General features: G+C 42.8%; 18 protein-coding genes. 12 read left to right on the top strand and 6 right to left on the bottom strand.

What is annotated here, in order from left to right; translation table 11 throughout:
* Positions 1-88: 88 nt before the first annotated feature.
* Positions 89-1201: a 4-hydroxyphenylpyruvate dioxygenase gene (hppD, locus tag FQ084_RS06600; protein ID WP_149489844.1), complete on the bottom strand. Its 1113-nt coding sequence runs from the start codon at positions 1199-1201 to the stop codon at positions 89-91.
* A gap of 154 nt (positions 1202-1355) precedes the next feature.
* Between hppD and FQ084_RS06595 the strand changes: the two genes are divergently transcribed.
* From FQ084_RS06595 to FQ084_RS06580, 4 genes are all read left to right on the top strand, one after another.
* Complete coding sequence (locus FQ084_RS06595; protein WP_149489843.1) at positions 1356-2285, top strand: LysR family transcriptional regulator; 930 nt, start codon at positions 1356-1358, stop codon at positions 2283-2285.
* A gap of 188 nt (positions 2286-2473) precedes the next feature.
* Positions 2474-3670, top strand: a complete 1197-nt coding sequence (locus FQ084_RS06590) for an aromatic amino acid transaminase (protein WP_149489842.1) — start codon at positions 2474-2476, stop codon at positions 3668-3670.
* Positions 3671-3933: 263 nt separating this feature from the next.
* On the top strand, positions 3934-5223 hold the full coding sequence (gene fahA, locus FQ084_RS06585) for a fumarylacetoacetase (RefSeq protein WP_149489841.1): 1290 nt from the start codon (positions 3934-3936) through the stop codon (positions 5221-5223).
* A 116-nt stretch (positions 5224-5339) separates the two neighbouring features.
* Complete coding sequence (locus tag FQ084_RS06580) at positions 5340-5915, top strand: VOC family protein (protein ID WP_149489840.1); 576 nt, start codon at positions 5340-5342, stop codon at positions 5913-5915.
* Positions 5916-6006: 91 nt separating this feature from the next.
* Here FQ084_RS06580 and FQ084_RS06575 read toward each other — a convergent pair whose 3' ends face one another.
* Positions 6007-6864, bottom strand: coding sequence for an IclR family transcriptional regulator (locus tag FQ084_RS06575; protein WP_149489839.1), 858 nt, complete (start codon positions 6862-6864; stop codon positions 6007-6009).
* A gap of 153 nt (positions 6865-7017) precedes the next feature.
* On the opposite strand from FQ084_RS06575, the gene maiA reads away from it, so the two are divergent.
* Positions 7018-7671 carry a maleylacetoacetate isomerase gene (maiA, locus tag FQ084_RS06570; RefSeq protein ID WP_188032929.1) on the top strand — a complete coding sequence of 218 codons (654 nt, stop codon included), beginning with the start codon at positions 7018-7020 and terminating at the stop codon, positions 7669-7671.
* Between the two features lie 70 nt (positions 7672-7741).
* Here the strand turns inward: maiA and FQ084_RS06565 are convergent, their stop codons facing one another.
* A complete protein-coding gene (locus FQ084_RS06565) occupies positions 7742-7987 on the bottom strand; it encodes a hypothetical protein (protein ID WP_149489837.1) in 246 nt (81 codons plus the stop codon).
* Between the two features lie 435 nt (positions 7988-8422).
* Here FQ084_RS06565 and dinB point away from each other — a divergent pair, with 435 nt between their 5' ends.
* The 7 genes from dinB to infA all read left to right on the top strand — a co-directional run bounded on the left by dinB (position 8423) and on the right by infA (position 16853).
* On the top strand, positions 8423-9508 hold the full coding sequence (dinB, locus tag FQ084_RS06560) for a DNA polymerase IV (RefSeq protein WP_149489836.1): 1086 nt from the start codon (positions 8423-8425) through the stop codon (positions 9506-9508).
* Positions 9509-9683: 175 nt separating this feature from the next.
* On the top strand, positions 9684-10934 hold the full coding sequence (gene queA / locus FQ084_RS06555; protein ID WP_149489835.1) for a tRNA preQ1(34) S-adenosylmethionine ribosyltransferase-isomerase QueA: 1251 nt from the start codon (positions 9684-9686) through the stop codon (positions 10932-10934).
* A 111-nt stretch (positions 10935-11045) separates the two neighbouring features.
* Entirely contained in the window at positions 11046-12710 is a 1665-nt protein-coding gene (locus FQ084_RS06550) for a FimV family protein (protein ID WP_149489834.1), read from the top strand.
* A gap of 57 nt (positions 12711-12767) precedes the next feature.
* Positions 12768-14375, top strand: a complete 1608-nt coding sequence (locus FQ084_RS06545; protein ID WP_149489833.1) for a FimV/HubP family polar landmark protein — start codon at positions 12768-12770, stop codon at positions 14373-14375.
* Between the two features lie 151 nt (positions 14376-14526).
* On the top strand, positions 14527-15627 hold the full coding sequence (locus tag FQ084_RS06540; protein ID WP_262880682.1) for an asparaginase: 1101 nt from the start codon (positions 14527-14529) through the stop codon (positions 15625-15627).
* A 43-nt stretch (positions 15628-15670) separates the two neighbouring features.
* Positions 15671-16510, top strand: coding sequence for a tRNA pseudouridine(38-40) synthase TruA (gene truA, locus FQ084_RS06535; RefSeq protein ID WP_149489832.1), 840 nt, complete (start codon positions 15671-15673; stop codon positions 16508-16510).
* A 121-nt stretch (positions 16511-16631) separates the two neighbouring features.
* Positions 16632-16853, top strand: coding sequence for a translation initiation factor IF-1 (infA, locus tag FQ084_RS06530; protein ID WP_149489831.1), 222 nt, complete (start codon positions 16632-16634; stop codon positions 16851-16853).
* A gap of 229 nt (positions 16854-17082) precedes the next feature.
* Here infA and FQ084_RS06525 read toward each other — a convergent pair whose 3' ends face one another.
* The 3 genes from FQ084_RS06525 to FQ084_RS06515 all read right to left on the bottom strand — a co-directional run bounded on the left by FQ084_RS06525 (position 17083) and on the right by FQ084_RS06515 (position 20762).
* Positions 17083-18252 (bottom strand): L,D-transpeptidase family protein, encoded by a 1170-nt coding sequence (locus FQ084_RS06525; protein WP_149489830.1) that lies wholly within the window; start codon positions 18250-18252, stop codon positions 17083-17085.
* Between the two features lie 441 nt (positions 18253-18693).
* Complete coding sequence (gene leuB, locus FQ084_RS06520; protein WP_149489829.1) at positions 18694-19797, bottom strand: 3-isopropylmalate dehydrogenase; 1104 nt, start codon at positions 19795-19797, stop codon at positions 18694-18696.
* 203 nt (positions 19798-20000) lie between these two features.
* Positions 20001-20762, bottom strand: coding sequence for a hypothetical protein (locus tag FQ084_RS06515; protein ID WP_149489828.1), 762 nt, complete (start codon positions 20760-20762; stop codon positions 20001-20003).
* Positions 20763-20796: the final 34 nt, after the last annotated feature.

The following is a 20796-nucleotide window of genomic DNA, read 5'->3' as shown; positions in this document are numbered from 1 at the left end:
TGTCATCATAATGACGGCTCATGAAGACAAGACGGCATCCTTTCGTCTTGTCTATTCGTAACTTCTTCTTATTCTGAGCTCTGCTAAATTACAGTGCTTCTGTCTCTGACTGACCAATGGCGCCGCGACGGACTTGGTCACGCTCAATAGACTCAAACAGTGCTTTAAAGTTACCTTCACCAAAACCTTCTTCGTAATCACCTTTACGTTGGATAAACTCAAAGAAAACTGGGCTACCTAAAATAGTTTCAGAGAAAATCTGCAGGAGCAGACGCGGAACATTGCCCTCAGTGGTACCATCTAGCAAGATACCGCGCATCTGTAGCTCAGAGATATTCTCACCATGACCTGGTAGGCGCTCATCCAGCATTTTATAATAGGTCTCATTCGGCGCTGTCATCAACGGAATACCGGCAGCTTTTAGCTTATCGATACTGGCAAATAAGTCATCACTGGCTAAAGCAATATGCTGGATACCTTCACCATTAAAGTGCATCAAATATTCTTCGATTTGTCCGCCGCCTTGCTTAGACTCTTCATTTAACGGAATACGGATTTTGCCATCAGGGGCGGTCATCGCTTTACTGGTCAGTCCGGTATACTCGCCTTTGATATCAAAATAACGGATTTCACGGAAGTTAAAGATGCGCTCATAGAAGTTTGCCCAATACGCCATACGACCGCGATAAACGTTATGCGTTAGATGGTCGATAACTTTAAAGCCATAACCTGCAGGGCGTCTGTCAATATCTGGTAAGAATTCAAAATCGACGTCATAGATAGATTCGCCGTCTTTAAAACGGTCAATCAAATAGATAAGCGAGCCACCGATACCTTTGATAGCAGGCAGTCTTAACTCCATCACCCCTGTTGGCACATCTACTGGCTGCGCGCCTTTTTCAATCGCCAGCTCATAGGCTTTTTTAGAATCCTTGACCCGAAAACCCATGCTGCAAGCACCAGCGCCATGCTCTTCAACGAAGTAACTGGCTTGGCTTTTTGGCTCACGGTTGATGATAAGGTTGATATCACCTTGACGGTATAAAGCGACGTCTTTTGAGCGGTGATTGGCCACATGGGTAAAACCCAGCTGCTCAAATAATTCTGCGACGGCTTGTGGTTGAGGTGAGGCGAACTCGACAAAATCAAACCCTTGCAATCCCATTGGGTTTTCAAATAAATCTGCCTTTAACTCTGACATTGTCATCATCCTTAATTTCGATTGGTGGTATAAATCGCTAAAAATTAGCAAAAAATAAGTTTCATCAAGTATTCCTATTGACGAGTGAGTTATATTAGATTAGCTTGATTTATAAGACTAATCGTTTTTTTTGATTTATTTATCAGGTTTACTTATGAATATCAGTATTCGCCAATTGACCGCTTTCGTCAGCGTCGCCGACAATGGCAGTTTTACCCGTGCCAGTGAGCAGATGCATTTAACTCAATCTGCTGTCAGTGGTTTGATTAAAGAGCTCGAATCTAGCCTCGGTATCGTGTTGTTTGATCGCACCACGCGCCAGCTGTCTTTATCTGTCGTCGGGCATCATTTATTACCGCAAGCGCGGCGTATCTTAAATGAGATGCAGCTGTTTGAAAATGAAGCCAGTAGTTTGACAAGTTTGGCGCAAGGTCAGGTTCGACTTGCCGTCTCGCAATTTGCCGCCTCTTCCATGCCAGCGGTCATTGCCCAATTTGCTAAAGTCCATCCCAATATCAGCGTATCTTTGCTTGATTGTTCGGCAGAAAATGTCTTAGAACACATTCAGAACATCGAGGTGGATTTGGGCGTCGGTACTGAACTTGGCTTTATGGAATCAGAGGATGACATCAGCGCCGATTTGTTATACCAGCTGCCGTTTTGCGTGGTGATGCCTGATAGCCACGTGCTAGCGCAAAAATCTGAAATTATTTGGCAAGACTTGGTAGATATTCCGCTTATTACCTTACAAGGTCCATTTATTGAGCAAGTAACTGCCGAGCTTGATGAGAATATCGCCAACCACATCCAGCAAGCGCGCTATAAAGTCAACTTCATGTCCACTGCCCTTGAGATGACCCGTCAAGGTTTTGGTATTACCTTGTGCTTGCCTTATATGCCGGAGGTGATAGATTGGGTCAGCGCCAACGGCTTGCAAATGCGCCCATTGGCACAACCAGTCAAAATGCGCCGCTTTTTTATTTACCAACGCTCCTCACGCGCATTATCACCGGCCAGCATTGCCTTTAAGCAATTTTTGCAGGCTTACTTTGCCAGCCACTTTGATGATTTACAGAGTGTTTAAGCGTATTAACGCCTCCTTTAACCAAATCATTACTTAAGTTTAGCAAAGGCTCAATTTCAGCAAAAAACTTGCCAATAAACAAAAAAATGCGTTAATTAATCAGTATCACTGAATCTAACGTTGAGTTAATCGCCAAACTGGTTTATGCTTTTTAACGCCTTAACTCATCTCCCTTGTAAGGAAAAAAAATGTTTGAACGTATCGATTATTATGCCGGTGACCCGATCTTAGGATTGATGGATAAGTTTGCCGCCGACACCAACCCAGATAAAGTCAATTTAGGCGTGGGCGTTTATTATGATGAGGATGGCAAATTGCCCGTCCTTGAGTGTGTCAAAACGGCTGAAGAGCGTATTGCCGACCCAATCTCTCCTCGTCCTTACTTACCAATGGCCGGCTTGCCCGGACACCGTAAAGGCTGTCAGGAATTGCTGTTTGGTAAAGACGCTCAAATCTTACAAGACGGTTTGGTGGCGACCATTGCCACTATCGGTGGTTCTGGTGCCTTAAAAGTGGGCGCAGAATTTATCCATGAATGGTTCCCGCAGTCTAAGTGCTATGTCAGCGATCCAACATGGGGCAATCACATTGCTATCTTTGAAGGCTCGGACGTCGAAGTCGGTAAATATCCGTATTACGACAAAGCGACCAGCAGCATCAAATTTGATGAAATGATTGCTTTTTTTGAAACCTTGAACAAAAACGATGTCGTCTTACTGCACCCTTGTTGCCATAACCCAACCGGTATGGACTTGACTCGTGAGCAGTGGGATACCGTGCTAAATGTCATTCAAGCGCGTGAGCTGATTCCATTTATGGACATCGCTTATCAAGGCTTTGGCGAAGATATGGACAGCGACGCTTACGCTATACGTAAAGCGGTCGAAATGGGTCTACCAGTATTTGTCAGCAACTCATTCTCTAAAAACTTATCGCTATATGGCGAGCGTGTCGGCGGTCTATCAGTTGTTTGCCCAACAGTAGATGAGACTGAGCGCGTCTTTGGTCAGTTGAACTCTACGGTACGTCGTATCTACTCAAGCCCACCATCACACGGTGGTCGCGTGGTCGATATCGTCATGAACGACGAAGCGCTACATGAGCAATGGGTTGGCGAAGTATATGCGATGCGTGACCGCATCAAGTCTATGCGCTCAAAGCTCAAGTCGGTATTGGAAGAAAAAATTCCTGGTCGCAACTTCGATTACTTAACTGAGCAAAACGGCATGTTTAGTTTCACAGGTCTAACGCCTGAACAAGTCGAGCAACTACAAAGCAAGTTTGGTATCTACATGGTATCGAACTCACGTATGTGTGTTGCTGGCCTAAACAGCAGTAATATCGATTATGTTGCCAATGCGATGGTCGACGTCTTAAAAGATTAATTATCTGACGCGATTAAATAAAAAACTAATTAAGAAAAAGGCTGGGTTATTTCTCAGCTTTTTTTATGCCTTACATTCATGTTGTTTAATATTGAAAACAGTTGCAATAGATACGCTTTCCCTAGTAAGAGAGGACCATATAAGATTCATACTTGTAAAAACACTGCATAAAAAACCTTGCAATGTATCAAGCTATAAATTACATTATACGTAAGTAGTTAATTATAACGTAATTCAATAGACGCTTTAGCAAGGAGCTCCCCATGTCAACGATTGACAAAAACCTCACTTCATTTATCGATATTGCCGATGATTCTGACTTCTCAATTCATAACCTGCCTTACGGCATCTTTAGTGATACTGTCGACGGTAAGCGTCGCGCTGGCGTCGCTATCGGTGAGCGAGTGCTGGATTTGTCGGTACTTGAAGCAGAAGGTTTATTAAGTTTGACTGGCGGCCCCTATTTTGATCAGCCAACCCTAAACGCCTTTATTGATTCTGGTCGCGAAAACTGGACTAAGGCTCGCATAACTATTCAAACGCTATTGTCTGATGATAATGACACCTTGCGCGACAATGCAGACTTGCAGCGAAAAGCTCTGTTTAAGCAAGCAGACGTCACCATGCATCTGCCCGTTCAAGTACCCGGTTTTACTGACTTTTACTCTTCTAAAGAACATGCGACCAACGTCGGCACTATGTTCCGTGACCCAAATAACGCCCTACTCCCTAACTGGACTGAAATGCCAGTTGGCTATAACGGACGCGCCAGCACCGTTATCGTTAGTGGCACGGATGTGATACGCCCATCTGGTCAGTTGAAACCGAATGCCGATGACCGCCCTATTTTCTCGCCTTGTAAGCGTTTGGACTTTGAGCTTGAAACCGCCTTTGTCGTTGGTAAAGGCAATAATATTGGTCAACCGATTGCAGTCAATGAAGCAGCTGAGCATATCTTTGGCATGGTTTTGCTCAACGATTGGTCAGCCCGCGATATTCAAAAATGGGAGTATGTGCCTTTAGGTCCATTTAACGCCAAAACCTTTGCTTCTGAAGTGTCGCCTTGGATTGTAACCATGGATGCATTAGCACCTTTTAAAACCCCATGCCCGACTCAAGAGCCAAAACCACTGGCTTATCTAGCCGAAAAAGACAGCAACAATAGCTACGATATCACTCTATCAGTAGAGATACTTCCTGAAAATGCTGACGAAGCCACTGTAATTTGTGAGACCAACTTTAAATATATGTATTGGTCAATGGCGCAGCAGCTAACCCACCATACCATCACGGGTTGTAAAGTAGAAGTAGGTGATATGATGGGCTCAGGGACGATTTCAGGACCGACGCCAGACTCTTATGGCTCGATGTTAGAGATTGCGTGGAATGCCACCAAACCTGTCACTTTAAAAGGCGGCGAGACACGCAGTTTTATCGAAGATGGCGATACCGTGATTATGAAAGGCTACAGTGAAAAAGACGGAATCCGTGTCGGCTTTGGTGAAGTGCGTGGCAAAGTACTGCCTGCGCTGACATTTTATTTTGACAAATAGCAGTCGAATATAAACTAGGCGTACAAACAAACGGAACACACTGTCAGATCTTTATTACCTGTTAATGATGCTCTGACAGTCTATTAAATCGCATGCTTTATCAAAAGGACATTGATATGAGTTTTAAAATCGAAAAAATCCATCATGTGGCTTATCGCTGCAAAGATGCTAAAGAAACCGTTGAATGGTATAAAAAATATCTCAATATGGATTTCATCTTAGCATTCGCTGAAGACCATGTGCCTTCGACTAAAGCTTTTGACCCTTATATGCATGTATTTTTAGATGCAGGTAATGGCAATGTCTTAGCATTTTTTGAAGTACCTAATCAGCCTGAAATGGGTTTTGACCCTAATACCCCTAACTGGGTCCAACATCTAGCGATGAAGGTCAAAGACCGTGATGCTTTGATGGCTGCTAAAAAGCATTTAGAAGAAAACGGTATCGATGTGGTCGGTGTGACCAATCACGGTATCTTCCACTCTATCTATTTCTTTGATCCTAACGGCCATCGTATGGAACTCACCTACGATGATATTACCTCAGAAGAAAAAGTCTCGATGATTACTGAAGAAATAAAGTATGAGATGTTAGAAGAGTGGTCACGTACTAAAAGGGCACCCGCTCACACTCAGTTTTTACATGCAGAGGAACTGGCTGAAGCACGAGAAGTCGCGCCTGCTGGTGAGTAATAGCTCGAACGATATTATAAGGATTGAACCGCATCGGCGCACCACAACTTCATCAACAAATTGCTGAGATTGTCTTAGCTATGCGGCTTAATTACACAATCTGATAACGCTGCGCGATGGCCAATATTTTCTCAACCACATTATGTTGCTCACTCATTGGTAACTGCTCTGTGGTGCCAATAATAGTGATGGCATATTCTAATGGCAAATTGTCAGCAGATGACTGGTCATTAGCTGATAAATTATTATTAGAGGACTGAGTAACGGTGCTAAGCTGAGGTACGATAACAGGAATGGTGATGGCATTGATGCCCATGAGCATATCACCGGTGACCGTTGCGTAGCCTTGGGTACGAATCTTAGCTTGTAATTGGCTGAAATTCTGCCATTTTTCTGCGATGTCGGCTTGATCGCCTGTCTGCCATTCAGCTATCACCAATGGCTGAATAACCGCATCTGACTGATAGCTAGCGAATAGCTGCCCTGTCGCCGACGTCGTCAACGGCATACGTGAGCCAATTCTAGTAATAATACTGATTGGACTATCTGGCTCAACAGACTGAATGATAATCGGACCTTCACTAAACCATTTGGCAATCTGCACGCCGCAATTTAGCGTATCTTTAATCTCATTGGCAATATGGGTTAGCCGCTCCAAAATATTGTTTTGATTAAATCCAGTATGCCCAAGCGCATTGACTCTGTCACCTAATCCATAACGCCCATCGCTGAGCTGGCGCGCATAACTTTTTCGGATAAGACTGACCAAATAGCGATGACATTTGGCTGGATGCATTTGTATCGCTTGAGCAATATCTTTTAGCATCATAGGTTCATTGTGATCGATAAGGACGTCTAATACTGATAACCCAATTTCAAGTGACTGTACGCCACCTTGGTTTTTAGTGGTTGTCGTAGAATGGTCTGTCAGGCTTTCAGATACTGGCATGTTTTGCTCAATCAATGGTTTGATCTATTAATGGTTTACTCACGGAAATTTCATAACAATACTTATCTTTGATTATATAACATAAGCGTGCTATCAATAATTATACCCATTTATGGCACCAACAACCTACCATTATAAAGGGAATTCATAATGATGAAGCTATATAGTTACTTTCGCAGCGGAACATCACATCGCACTCGTATCGCGTTAAACCTTAAAGGTTTGGCGTATGAGTATATCGCTGTTAACTTGGCAGAAGACCAACAGCTTGAGTCAGCGTTCAAAGCCATTAATCCACAAGGATTAGTGCCCGTCTTACAGGCCGATCAGGTCGACGATTTACTGTTATACCAAAGCCCTGCTATTTTAGAATGGTTAGAAGAGGTTTATCCTGAGATGCCGCTATTGCCTAAAGACGCCGCTGGGCGCATGCAAGTTCGCGCGCTGAGCGCTATGATTGGCTGTGATATCCATCCCCTTAATAATCGCCGCGTCTTACAATATCTACGCAATGATCTCTCAGTAGATGAGAATGAAGTCATAAAATGGTGCAATCACTGGATAAGTGAGGGGTTTTCTGCGTTAGAAAAGCGCTTAGCAGAAGATCAAACTCGTGGAAAATTTTGCTACGGTGACAGCCCTACTTTTGCAGATTGCTATTTGATTCCGCAAGTCTCATCGGCGAGGCGCTTTAAAGTAGATTTAAGTATTTATCCCAATATCGCCCAGATTGACGCACACTGTCGCACACTTAAAGCTTTTTCTGATGCCGAACCCATGGTGCAACCTGATGCACCAAGTACTTAATTTTAACAAAAAAACAGCCTCTACATTAGGAGGCTATTTTATCTAGGTGATTTCCTATTTACTATGCTACTTAAACTTTCATCTCAGACTGCGTGACAGCACTTATCTTAATGGGTACTGCAAATGCCCAAGGTGTACTGCAACTACAATAAAAGTAGCCGTTTTTAAATGATACGATATAAGCGGTAAAATCGTTACCGTTATTATCCATCATCGCTTGCTCATCGCTTTCATCATCAACTGCGCACCATATGGGTTTATCACTACGTTCAAGTAGCGCGCGTGTTAAATCACTCCCTGTTAACTCATCGCTCATATCCAGCTCCTTAACTACCTTGTACTATCAGTAACAAACCAATGGTTTTCTGCTAATACCTTCCATCATTGCTCTATCTATGAGCATGACATGAGCTATAACACATCCATTTCTGCCGCTAAATAAACTTATCAGGCATTATTTATGCAACAGCTACTACCCTCTTTGGATACTATATTGTAAAACAATAGCAGCAAAACTGTAACATATAAAACATTTCTTACTGATAAACGGTAGGGATAATCAGATAAACGGTAAGAGCATTTTATTTATATTACCAAAGATATTATCGAAAATACTTAATATCTTAATTGAAACTCCATACCTTATTTTAATAAACTTACCAATACCATTATTAACTATTTTAAAAATACCCACAGATACTAAAACGACAGACTCTAAAATTAAGAGATAAAATCAGGTAAAATAGGGGCTATGACCGCTCTTATCCAAACCAGCCCTCGTAAGATTATTCACATCGACATGGATGCTTTTTATGCCAGTGTGGAACAGCGCGACTTTCCTGAGTTACGGGGCAAGCCTTTAGTTGTTGGTGGCGATCCAAATGGTCGCGGGGTGGTTGCGGCGGCCAGTTATGAAGTACGTAAATTTGGTGTACGCTCCGCTATGTCGTGTTATGAAGCACGCAAACGTTGTCCCGATGTCATATTTGTCAGACCGCGCTTTGATGTTTACCGAGCGGTCAGTCACGACATTCGCCGCATTATGCACAGTTTGACGCCGCATGTTGAGCCCTTATCTTTAGATGAGGCCTATCTTGATGTAACAGGACTCAGTGTGCATCAAGGCTCAGCCACGCTAATGGCAAATTGGCTACGAGCGCAAATTTTAGAGCAGACAGGACTCAATGCCTCTGCAGGAGTGTCATTTAACAAAATGCTGGCCAAGATTGCCTCTGACCTTAATAAGCCTAATGGCACGGCGGTTATCACGCCAGCGGATGCCGATGCTTTTATTAGCACGCTGCCTATTGAACGTTTTCATGGGATTGGAAAAGCAACGGCAAAACGCTTGCATGCGATGGGTATCAGTAACGGTGCTGACCTTCGTCGCACGCCAGCTGCGTTACTGGTCAATGAATTTGGTAAGCGTGGGCAGTTTTATCACGACATTGCTCATGGTCGTGACGAACGCCCTGTTAAATCGCAGCGAACGCACAAATCGGTTGGCTCTGAGACCACTTTTAGAGACAACTTGAGTCGCGATGAGGAGCTACGCATACAAATCTATGAGCAAAACGCTGATGCCTTCAATCAGTTGCATAGAAAGCAACTAGTCGCCTATACCATTACGCTTAAAATCAAATACGCCGATTTTACGCAAGTCACGCGCTCACATACCTTATCCACAGCTTTCGATAGCGCCGAATCTGCCCACTACTGGCTCGATAAGCTGTTTTTAGATATTCCACGCTTATTACCTATCAGGCTTGTCGGTGTGACTTTTTCTTCATTAACGCCTGCCACTCAAATACTGCCACAGCTGAATTTATTTGAATAAAGCCTTCAAATATTTGGAAATAAAGTCATAATGCTAATATATCCTACTTTTTTTGCTTAGGCTATTTTAATGATTCCTCTTCACTTATGAACAGTCAGCGCTTAGGAAACCGTTCTTTCATATTCGCATTTCTGCTACACTTACATCAAAATCCCTCTCTATTGAAAGACCGACTATGACTGACTCTCAACCTATAAACCTAGATGTTAATCTCAATAATACAACTAATCACAGCACTGATAAAAACCTTGATAACAGCACTGATAAAAACGATGAAGTGTTAGAGTATCTCAGTGTTGATGATTACGATTACGAGCTGCCAGACGGCTTAATTGCCCGTTATCCATTGGCGCAGCGTTCGGCATCAAAGTTACTATATGTAGCCAGTAACATTCAAAACAGTGATGGTAGTCAGATTATAGACAAACAGTTTTCTGAGTTGCCTGATCTGTTAAATGCGGGTGATTTAATCGTCTTTAATGATACTAAAGTCATGAAAGCGCGCCTGTTCGGGCAAAAAGACACCGGCGGCAAGATAGAAGTGCTTATTGAACGTTTAGTTGAACTCTCAAACTTAGATGGCGCGACCTTACATTTGCAAACGACAGACGGTGCAATCGTCAGCCAGGAACACATTGCCCTTTGTCATGTTAAAGCCAGTAAAGCACCCAAACTTGGGCAACGATTAGAGATTGCCGAGGGTCATATGCACGCTGTGATGATTGGTCGCCAAGATAACTTATTTATCTTAGCTTTTGAAGCGCCTATCTTGCCTGACTTAGAGCGTCATGGTGAGCTGCCTATTCCGCCGTACTTTGAGCGCCACGCTGATGCGACTGATAACACTCGTTATCAGACGGTTTTTCATGATCCAGCCAAGCTTGCCAGCGTCGCAGCGCCGACTGCAAGCTTACATTTCGATGAGCTCGTGTTAGATCGACTTGCCGCAAAAGGTATTAATACTGCTTTTGTTACCCTACATGTCGGCGCAGGTACTTTTGCGCCCGTAAAAACAGACAACTTACTCAATCACACCATGCATAGCGAATATGCTCACCTGCCCCAAGCCACTGCTGACCTTATCAACCAAACACACGCCAATGGTAATCAAGTGATTGCGATTGGAACGACGGTTACACGAGTGCTTGAGACTGCCTATCAAAAAACAGCGGTCAATGGCCAAGCGCTTTCTAGCTGGGCGGGTGATACCGATATCTTTATTTACCCAGGGTTTAAGTTTGGCGTGATAAATAAACTACTGACCAACTTCCATTTACCCAAGTCTACTTTGCTGATGTTAGTCTCTGCGTTTGCCGGTAAAGCAGCCATCGAGCAAGCATATCAACACGCCATCAATACGCAGTATCGCTTTTTTAGTTATGGCGATGCGATGCTGCTTGATAGAAAATCAAATTTGCAAGCGTAAACATTAAGCAAACAATTAATGTATTGTTCACAACATCGGTGAAATAAACTGGTAAACTAAACAGTATTTTGTTATAACACCACAGATAACTCTCATTCTAAAGGGCTGCACATGTCTTGTCACTTATCTCATCGCCTGACTACGGTACATCGCTCAGTATCAATGGCGCTGCTTTATTCAGTCGGCTATGCAGCTCTTATGTCTAATGCCCAAGCAGCCACCATTGGCAAGACGGTTATTACTTCGGCTCAGCACGAACCTTTAGCCGCCAGTATTATGGTTACTGATATTAAGACCGCTGATTTTTCAGCAAGTTTGGCGAACTCTACTATTTATCAGCAAATGGGATTGACTCCGACAGATTCAATGACTGTTCGCTTTCAACCGACTTCAGCCACCAGTGGGCACGTACTTATTACGACTACAAAACCTGTCTCTAAGCCTTTTGCAGATGTGGTTTTAGCTATTAATGATGGTACTCAGCGTAATGTCATTCCTAAGACATTACTGATGCCTCTGAATGACAGCTTACCGATTACGCCTACTGAAAATATTGTCGCAGAAGCAAAAAAACCTAATTTACCTATGGTCTCTACGACTAATGCGCAACCATTAATTGTTAAAAAAGGCACGCCTCCACCATTACTATTGGCACCCACAGCCGTTATCACCCCTGCCACACAAAGCAATACGACGGTCTATTCTCCTAATCGCTTGGATAATAGTCGCTTAGACGATGATCGCTTGAATAACGATGCTAATCTGAATAATCATATGATAGCAGGTGTCAACGACGCTAATAATCGTTCAACAGGTAATCTGGATGGCCGTGCATCTGCTACTGGGCTTACAACGACTCAATTTGATATATTAAATATTAATATTACTCGTCAGATACAGCCTAATGTTGCAAACAATACAGGCAATGTAAACAATACGAATATGATGGCTGTCACGCCTAAAGCACCTACACCAGCCAATCCTTTGTCGACTGCTAAGAACAACTCAGATGGCGCCGCTCCCTACAGCAATACCCAACCAAATCAAATTGCCTCCCAGCAAACCTTATCATCTAACAATCTATCTACGATAAGTTCTAATGATAAAGTATTTAGCGCGTCTGGCAATAACGACAGTAGCCCTGACTTCAATTATACGGTACAGCGTAACGATAATTTATGGATCATTGCCCAGCAAATCGCAGAGAAAAACAACCTTGATGTGCAAATCGTTATGAACGAGATTCAAACACAAAACCCCAATGCGTTTATCAATAAAAATGCGGATCAGCTCAAAGCCGACGCTCAGTTAAGCTTACCCAAATACGATGTCGTGCCGTCACAAAAAAAGCTACAGGCAGCTATCAGTGAGCAAAGAAACCATTATAGAAAAGCAAATACACCCCTTGTCAAAAAAACCAATACACCGAAAGCGGCACCCAAAACAAAAACTGAGAGTGCTCAAGCAGCAAAGCGCACCGAGAAGCCCGTTATAAAGAAAACGCAGACACTGCCAACCGCTCAGTTTTCTGTTCTTGCTCCTGGTCATGATGGTAGCGCAGACGGTACTAAGACTAAGTCAGGTATGGCAACGGGCAGCGGACTTAGTACAGAGGTGTTAGATATTCTGAAGTCATCTAGACAAAGTACAGCCGCCCAAGCTCAGCGTTTATCAAAGACCAACAGCACGCTTGGTAGTTATACCAAAAAACTGCAATTACAAAACCAAAAACTGGCGGAGCTACAAGCTCGTCTCAAAAAACTACGCAATCAATAATTGCCTAACTGATCAACATACTATGCTGCAATACTGATCATGGGCGCAGGAGTAACTATGGACAACATGCTATATATTATCGCCGGATTGGTATTTATTGTACTAATAGCGGTGTTGGTAATACGTAAAAACAAAGCGCAAAAGCCATCAGAACAGCCACTTATAAAAGCAGGAAAAAGTGCGCTTGGAGAAGCATCTACTCAAGCCAATACCAATACTGACAAAAAATTTAATCATATTGAGATTGCGCAACGTTTCATGGATCAACAGCGCTATGACAAAGCGATTGAAACACTCAACCGCGGTCTCACTGAAATACCTAATGATAGCCAACTATCTCTTAAGTTACTTGCGGTATATGCCACGATAGATCAATCCGATAACTTTAATAAAGTCTATGACTCTATTAAAGCTCATGCTGATACCAAAAGTATTGCTCAGGCTGATGAATTAAAGGCCTTGCTGACTGAAGAACAAAATCAAGCAGCCAAATACGCCCAGCCAGCTGATAATGGCCAAGACACTGGTTTTGAAAGTATCGATTTTGATATCTCAACAAAAAAAGTTGCAACTCACCGCTCAGACGTTGATGACAATGTTGGTCAGCCTACTGCGTATAAAAGCGACTTAACAGATAGCTCCGATAATATATTGGCGACTTCTAATGATTTCGATAATATTGAGCAAGATTTTGACCTTAGTCTAAGTGACTTAGAAGCATTCAATAACGAGCCAACCTCTACTAGCATAACACCTGTCACTGAGCTAGATATTGCTGATGATGAAAATTTATCTGCTTTAACTGTTACAAGTGGAAATGATAATAGTAGCAGCAACAGTGACTTAGACTTAGACTTAGATTTAGATTTAGATTTTGATTTCGACTTAGCAGAGCCGCTCGATACCTCTACGGAAGCGTCTACCACAACTTTATCTAATGATGCCTCTAACGACATTACATTAGCTAATAATGAAGACTTCGTCTTAGATTTAGCAGATTTAGAAAATGAAGCTATCGATGAGAACGTTACTGTCAATAATGAAGTCGCTACAGAAGCGACTTCATTAGAGCCACAAGACATGGTTTTATCTCTCGACACTATTGATGACAGTAATGCTGCCGATACATTGGCTGAAGCAGAGACAAAGCCATCAAGTGAAGCCCCTGTCCTTATTGAAGACAATTTTGATGACTTTACTTTTGAGGACAACGCATTCGAAGACGATGTTGAAGCCTTTAGTTTCGAAGAGCCTAATACTGCAGAAAATGAAGCGAACGAAACCCATCATGAAACAGTAGATTCTAATATTGCGCCAACGACTGTCACATTCGATGACAATACCTTAATTGATGACGATTTTGACTTTGATGCTTTATCAAGCGCGCCAATAGCGATTACGCCAGTTGATCTTGAAAGCGGAGTTGAAAGCGACATTGCTGCTGAGACTGAGATTGAAACTGCAGAAGACTTTTCATCGCGCTTTGCCGCAGACTTTGACTTTGTCAAAACCTTAGACAGCAATCAAGTGACTTTAGACTTAGCGGGTCAGTATGTACAGTTAGGTGAATATGATAGCGCTAAACGTTTGCTTAATGAAGTGATCAGCCAAGGTACTAGCGAGCAACAAAATCAAGCGCAAGTCCTACTAGATCGCACTGCCTAAAAAGTAGCGCCGTCTCTTATCAGCAAGTATTCTATTATCATCAGAATACTTGCTGATTTTTTTTGCATTTAGCCTTTATACTATCTATCATTATCAATTACTATTATTAGACCCACCTCCTTCTTTCAAATTACTTTACTGTGCTACTACTATGCCTTCCTCTGCTATGACAAAGACACTCTCCGAACCTATTAAACTCATTTATGCTGGTGGTACTTTTGGTAGCTACGGGCGCCCCTTAACACCACTATCGGCAGAAATATTTTTACCGACCCTACAACAACTACTGGCTGAGCAAGATGACGTTAAGAACCTGCCTCAGGTTTCATGGCTAGATAACGCCTTAATTAAAGACAGCAGTCAACTTACCCCTAACGATTTCGCACATTTTTATCAGCTTTTACTGGCAGCTTATGCAGAAGGTGACAGGCGGTTTGTACTCATTACTGGTACTGATACCTTGAGTTATTTGGGTGCGTTCTTAGCAGAAGCTTTTGCTGGTAGTGATATTTGTGTGGTCGTCACTGGTAGTATGCGCCCATTATTAGACAGTGAAGTATTTCAGTCCTACACCGTTGATGCGGATAGCGACGCCTGGGACAACCTCACTAATTCATTAAAACTGGCAGCGGCTGGTGAAGCAGGCGTAAAGATTAGCTTTGGCGGCGAGTCTTGGCCTGCGCAAACGGTACAAAAGATTCATAGCCATGACCTGATGGCATTTACGGGTCACTCTCGAGCGGCATATCCTGCCAACAGTTATATCAAAAACTTACCAGATACGCGCCGCCAGCATTGGCTAGATGATCAGCAGGAATTGGTTGGTAATATTCAATCTCGGGCTGAGCAAGCACGCATTCATGCTTTATACTGCTTGCCGAACGACACCGAGGTGATGAGCAATCAGCTACAGGCATTATTATCACAGCCGCCTTGTGGCATTATCTTATTAGGGTTTGGCGCAGGTAACGTCCCTTATTCACCAGCACTAGCAGAAGCGCTAGAACTCGCTTACAAAAACGGCCATATGGTGGTATGCGCGAGTCAGTCTCCATTTGGCGGTGTTAGTGACAGTTATGCTGCTGGTAGTTGGCAATACGATTATCATGTGATTAGTGGTGGACGTTTAACGATTCCCGCTATCTATGCGCGACTCTTATGGCTATTACTGCGTTATGACAGTCCGACGAGACGCCGTCAGCGTTGGCTTAATAATGTCAATCAAGCTGGCACTACTATTAAGCAACGCTAGCTATTTATCAAACACTCTTTACTTTATAAGCGCCAAATCCATCATGTCCGAGATTAACAATATCGAAGCTCAAACTCCCCCAACATACACGTTAGCCATTGCGATTGAGTTTTTAGGTACTCATTACCATGGCTGGCAACGACAACGAGAAGTGCTGGGTGTACAAGAAGCCCTAGAAACGGCTATTGGTAAAGTCGCTAATGAGACAGTAGAGGTCGTCGCGGCTGGTCGTACCGATGCAAGCGTGCATGCCAGTAATATGATTGCCCATTTTACGACGCACGCCTATCGTCCCACTAACAATTGGCTTCGCGGCGTCAACAGCTTATTGCCTGATGACATTGCTCTACGCTGGATACAGCCGATGCCTGACGATTTTCATGCCCGTTTTGGTGCCATCGCCCGTCGTTATCGCTATATCACGCTCAATCAAGCACAGCGTCCTGCTATCTTAAATCACCAAGTGACTCACATTTATGAGCCGCTTGATTTAGCAGCAATGCAACTGGCGGCTGCCGATATAGTAGGTACTCATGATTTTAGTAGTTACCGTGCTGCTGCCTGTCAATCTAATCAGCCCGTACGTACTGTCAGTCATGCAAGACTCTTTGCTCATGGTCAATTTATTGTTTTTGATATTCAAGCAGACGGGTTTTTACACCACATGGTGCGTAATCTCATGGGCACCTTATATGCCATTGGTCGACACGAGTTGCAGCCAACCGACTTTTTGAATATTTTAGCTAAAAAAGATCGTACCATAGCGCCGCCGACCGCTTCTGGTGATGGCTTGTACTTTATCAATGCCTATTACCCCGAACGCTTTCAACAATTATTGCCAGATGCGCCTTTAACTCCTATTTGGCTCAACCTGCCCGATTAGACTAATATGGGCTGGCATACATATCACTTACAGGCTGTCAAGCAAAAATCAGGTTCCGTATTGCTTTAATCCGTTAACTTACGTATAATATGGGATTATTTTTAATTGATTGATATAAATTATGGCAAAAGACGATATTATTGAATTTGAAGGCGAAGTCATTGACACCCTTCCAAATACATTGTTTAAAGTTCGTTTAGAAAACGGACACGAAATCATTGCGCACATCTCTGGTAAGATGCGTAAGCATTACATTCGTATCCTAACTGGTGATAAAGTTAAGGTCGAAATGACGCCTTACGACTTAACAAAAGGTCGCATTACTTACCGTGGTAAAACTTAAATCTTTATTAGCTAAGATGGTTATAAAAAGCATTTATATTAATGCTTGAGTGGTTTAACTGATAATAATAATGATATTGCTAACCTACTCATTATTGCCTATTATATTTTAGTATTTTAATATCAGTTTTTGCTTTTACCATAAAAATACCGCTACTTTTAGCGGTATTTTTACGTTTAAGTTTTATGCGTGAATCATTTTTAAATAACGACTTTTAAATAATGAGGCATTACTTAAACTCAACAGTTGCACCATCTTGAATCACACCTAGTAAAGCAAGTGCATCCCAGTTGGTCAGGCGTATGCAGCCTGCTGAAGCTTGACGACTGATACGCTCAGGATCTGGCGAACCATGAATACCATAAGAAGGTTTACTCAACCCTATCCATACCAGCCCGACTGGATTGTTAGGACCGGGCGGAATGATAGCCTTACTACCATCCTCGGCCGTATAAGTATAATTGGGCTCATGTACCTTTACTTCTACCGTATGTGTTCCTGTTGGTGATGGTGTTGCTGTGCTGCCTACTGTAGTCGGATAGCTGGCAATTAGATTATCTTTATCATCATAAGCGTATAGTGTTTCGGTGGCCTTATCAGCGACGACTCGGCTAACGGGCTTTGTATTAGGATTGCCTGGGTTATAAACGGTGATGGTTTCACCAGCGGTAAATTTAGCGGTGGGATTGAGCGCTTTAAGATACTTTTCACTGATATGGAATTTTTCTGCCAAGCCTTCCATCACACTTTCATAATACATACCATCGAGCTTAGCCTTGTCTTCTGCACCTGCGGGAATGGTCGTCGTTTTGATATTGACATCCGCTTCGCTAAGCTGATAACTCACCAATACCGGCTGCATCATCAGTTTTTCATTTTTGGTTAATGCCTGCCAAGTCTCAGTATTCAAACCATCAGTCACCGTCAACCCATGTGCTTTTTGAAAGGCTTGCATGGCTTTGAGCGTGTTTTTACCCCAGTAGCCGTCTACAGCACCGACCCCATGTTGTTGCCAGTTCAATAACGCTTGTAATTTGGTGCCGATATTACGATCGATATTGATACCTTCTCTCCAAGTGGCCGTATTTATCTTTTGCGCCACTGCTGGTAGGTTTTCTGTCGTATATTTAATGGTTGGTAACAATTTATTTAACGATACGGCAGCTTTACTATTGCCCGCAACTTGTTGACTTACCCCATTAGTCACTGGGCTGATGTCTTTGGCATTGCTAGACGCAGTTTTATCATTAACATTATCGGTAGTTATTTTACTTGTAGCAGCTTTGTTTGTAGCAATTGCACTATTATCATTAGTTGCGGCCATACTTTGACCCATTAATAAAACTGTCGATAAACCAAGCGCTGCCAGTGCACTACTAATTTTCGTTAATTGGTACATATAAAACTCCTAAAATTGTTATTAATATCATTCATTATTAGAAATTTGCTTATAGGAATTCACTATTAAGACTTTTTATTTTGAGTGGGTTTTTAATATCTTAATAAGTTTTTTATTGGTTGTTCTTTTACAGAAAAGCCAATACTAATAAATACCCCTTATTTTCATGACTTACTAAGCTAACAATGGTGACATATTGATCTGTGACCATATAACAGGTTTGTGTTAATAAACCCCTCCTTCTGCAGTATCTATGTTAAAAAAAGCTCTTTTTTGCGACTATCTGGTTGAGTGTGTTACGGTGAGAAAATGTTTTTGATAACCATAAAAAACCCATCATTTGCTGAGCAAGTGATGGGTGTGCAATTACCAGAGCTTCTGACTATTAAAACTTATAACCATTGAGATTTGGAAATTGGCTTCACATTAAAACTGTATTAACTAAACCAATTTAGCCAATACCGCCTGTCCCATTTCCTGACAACCTACTTGTTTGAGTCCTGTTTCGCTACGATCTAGGATATCAATGGTACGCAAGCCATCATCAAGCACATCACTGACGGCCTGCTCAATCGCTTGCGCTGCTGCTTCTTGTTTAAAGGTATAACGCAGCATCATCGCCACAGACAAAATAGTCGCTAATGGGTTAGCTTTGTCTTGTCCTGCAATATCAGGGGCTGAGCCATGACAGGGCTCATACATGCCTTTACCCGCTTCATCAAGGCTTGCTGATGGCAACATACCTATAGAACCGGTCAGCATCGCTGCTTCATCAGATAAGATATCACCGAACATATTACCGGTGACCATCACATCAAACTGCTTAGGGTCTTTAATCAGCTGCATACAAGCATTGTCAGCATACATATGCGATAACGCCACATCGCTATAATCCGCTTGCTGCAGCTCAATCATCGTCTGCTTCCACAGTTCAGTGACTTCTAAGACATTGGCTTTATCTATTGAGCAAACTTTGGCTGGCGTACCCGCTGCTTGTGCGCGGGTCTTTGCCAACTCAAAAGCGACTTTACCGATACGCTGAATTTCACTGGTGCTATAAACCATGGTGTTATAGCCTTGCTGCTCACCATTCTCTAACGTGCGAATACCGCGCGGCTCACCAAAATAGATACCACCTGTCAACTCACGTACAATCAGCAAGTCTAGACCTGAGATAATCTCAGGCTTGATGCTTGAGGCATTGGCAAGCTGCGGGTAAAGTTTTGCCACACGCAGATTGGCAAACAAACCAAGCTCACTACGGATTTTAAGCAGACCGCGCTCAGGACGTTTACTACGCTCGATAGCATCCCACTTAGGACCACCAACGGCACCCAATAACACGGCATCCGCTACGCGCGCACGTTGTAGCGTTTCTTCTGGCAGTGGTTCACCCGTTGCATCAACTGCCACACCACCGATTAATCCAGACTCAAGGGTAAAGCCTAACGCAAACTTATTATTGATAGCTTCAAGCACATCAATAGCTTGAGTCATGATTTCAGGGCCGATACCATCGCCTGCTAATGTTAAAATCGTTGCCATACTAATCCTTGTGGGTAAATGGGTAAGTGAATTATTATTTATGCTACTACTATTTATGAGGCTGCTATTTATGGTACTGCTAATAAATGTATGACAGCCTGTCAAAAAACGACTTCTTGTGCAATACCTTACACAAGAAGTCAGGGTCCATCTATTTAAATGAGTTTTAAGTTATTAACATTTATATTTAAGAACTATAGCTATCAAGCTTTCGTTTTCATTTTATTTTTTACTGCTGGCTTCAATTGCGACTGAGCAGGTTCAGCTTTAACAACGCGAGTTTCTACAAACTCTCCCTGATGCTCAGTTCCGACCTCTTTACAAAAGCGGCGCTGGACGCTATTGCCTTGATATAGCTCAACACATAACGGCTCTGGTGAAGCACTATCAAGTAAACTGCCTGAGTTATTGCTAGACTTTTTTTGATAAGCACGCAGCTGATAGGTTCCTGCTTCCACAAAATCGTGAATCATCGCAAACCGCTCGACATAGCCCAAGTTGTTTTCTGGATAGAAATTGACTTGTACTTCACGTTTGGCAGGCTTTACTCGGGCATAGTAATTGGTTAGCCCAGGCATAGCAGATGCCGATAAAGGTACAATCTTAATCGCTTTCTTATGAGTGAGCGGCGTCATATCCATAGCCATTGGTGCTTGCGCATGCTTATTACCGCTACTGCCGTTCGCATTCACGTCTTGCATCGCAACCAGCATGGCAGGATTGATAGGTTTGTGAGTATCACTGCCTATAATTGGTGTCTGGTCTATGCGGGCAATTTCGCAATGATAAGTACCGACACAGGCAATATTTACTTCACCAGCGATAGGGGTGATTTTTCCTGCCCACGCTTTGGCATTTACTGCTGAGTCTATCTGCTGATAACCCGTCAATACCTGACAGCCAGATAATAATAAACTTGCGGCAATAACCGTACTTGTCCATACAGCAAAACGTGTTTTATTCATAATGGTGGCTACTATGTATGAGGTAAAAATTACG

It is taken from the genome of Psychrobacter sp. ANT_WB68, assembly GCF_008369115.1.
In the GTDB taxonomy this organism is placed as follows: Bacteria; Pseudomonadota; Gammaproteobacteria; order Pseudomonadales; family Moraxellaceae; genus Psychrobacter.
This window is presented reverse-complemented; position numbering and strand designations above follow the sequence as displayed.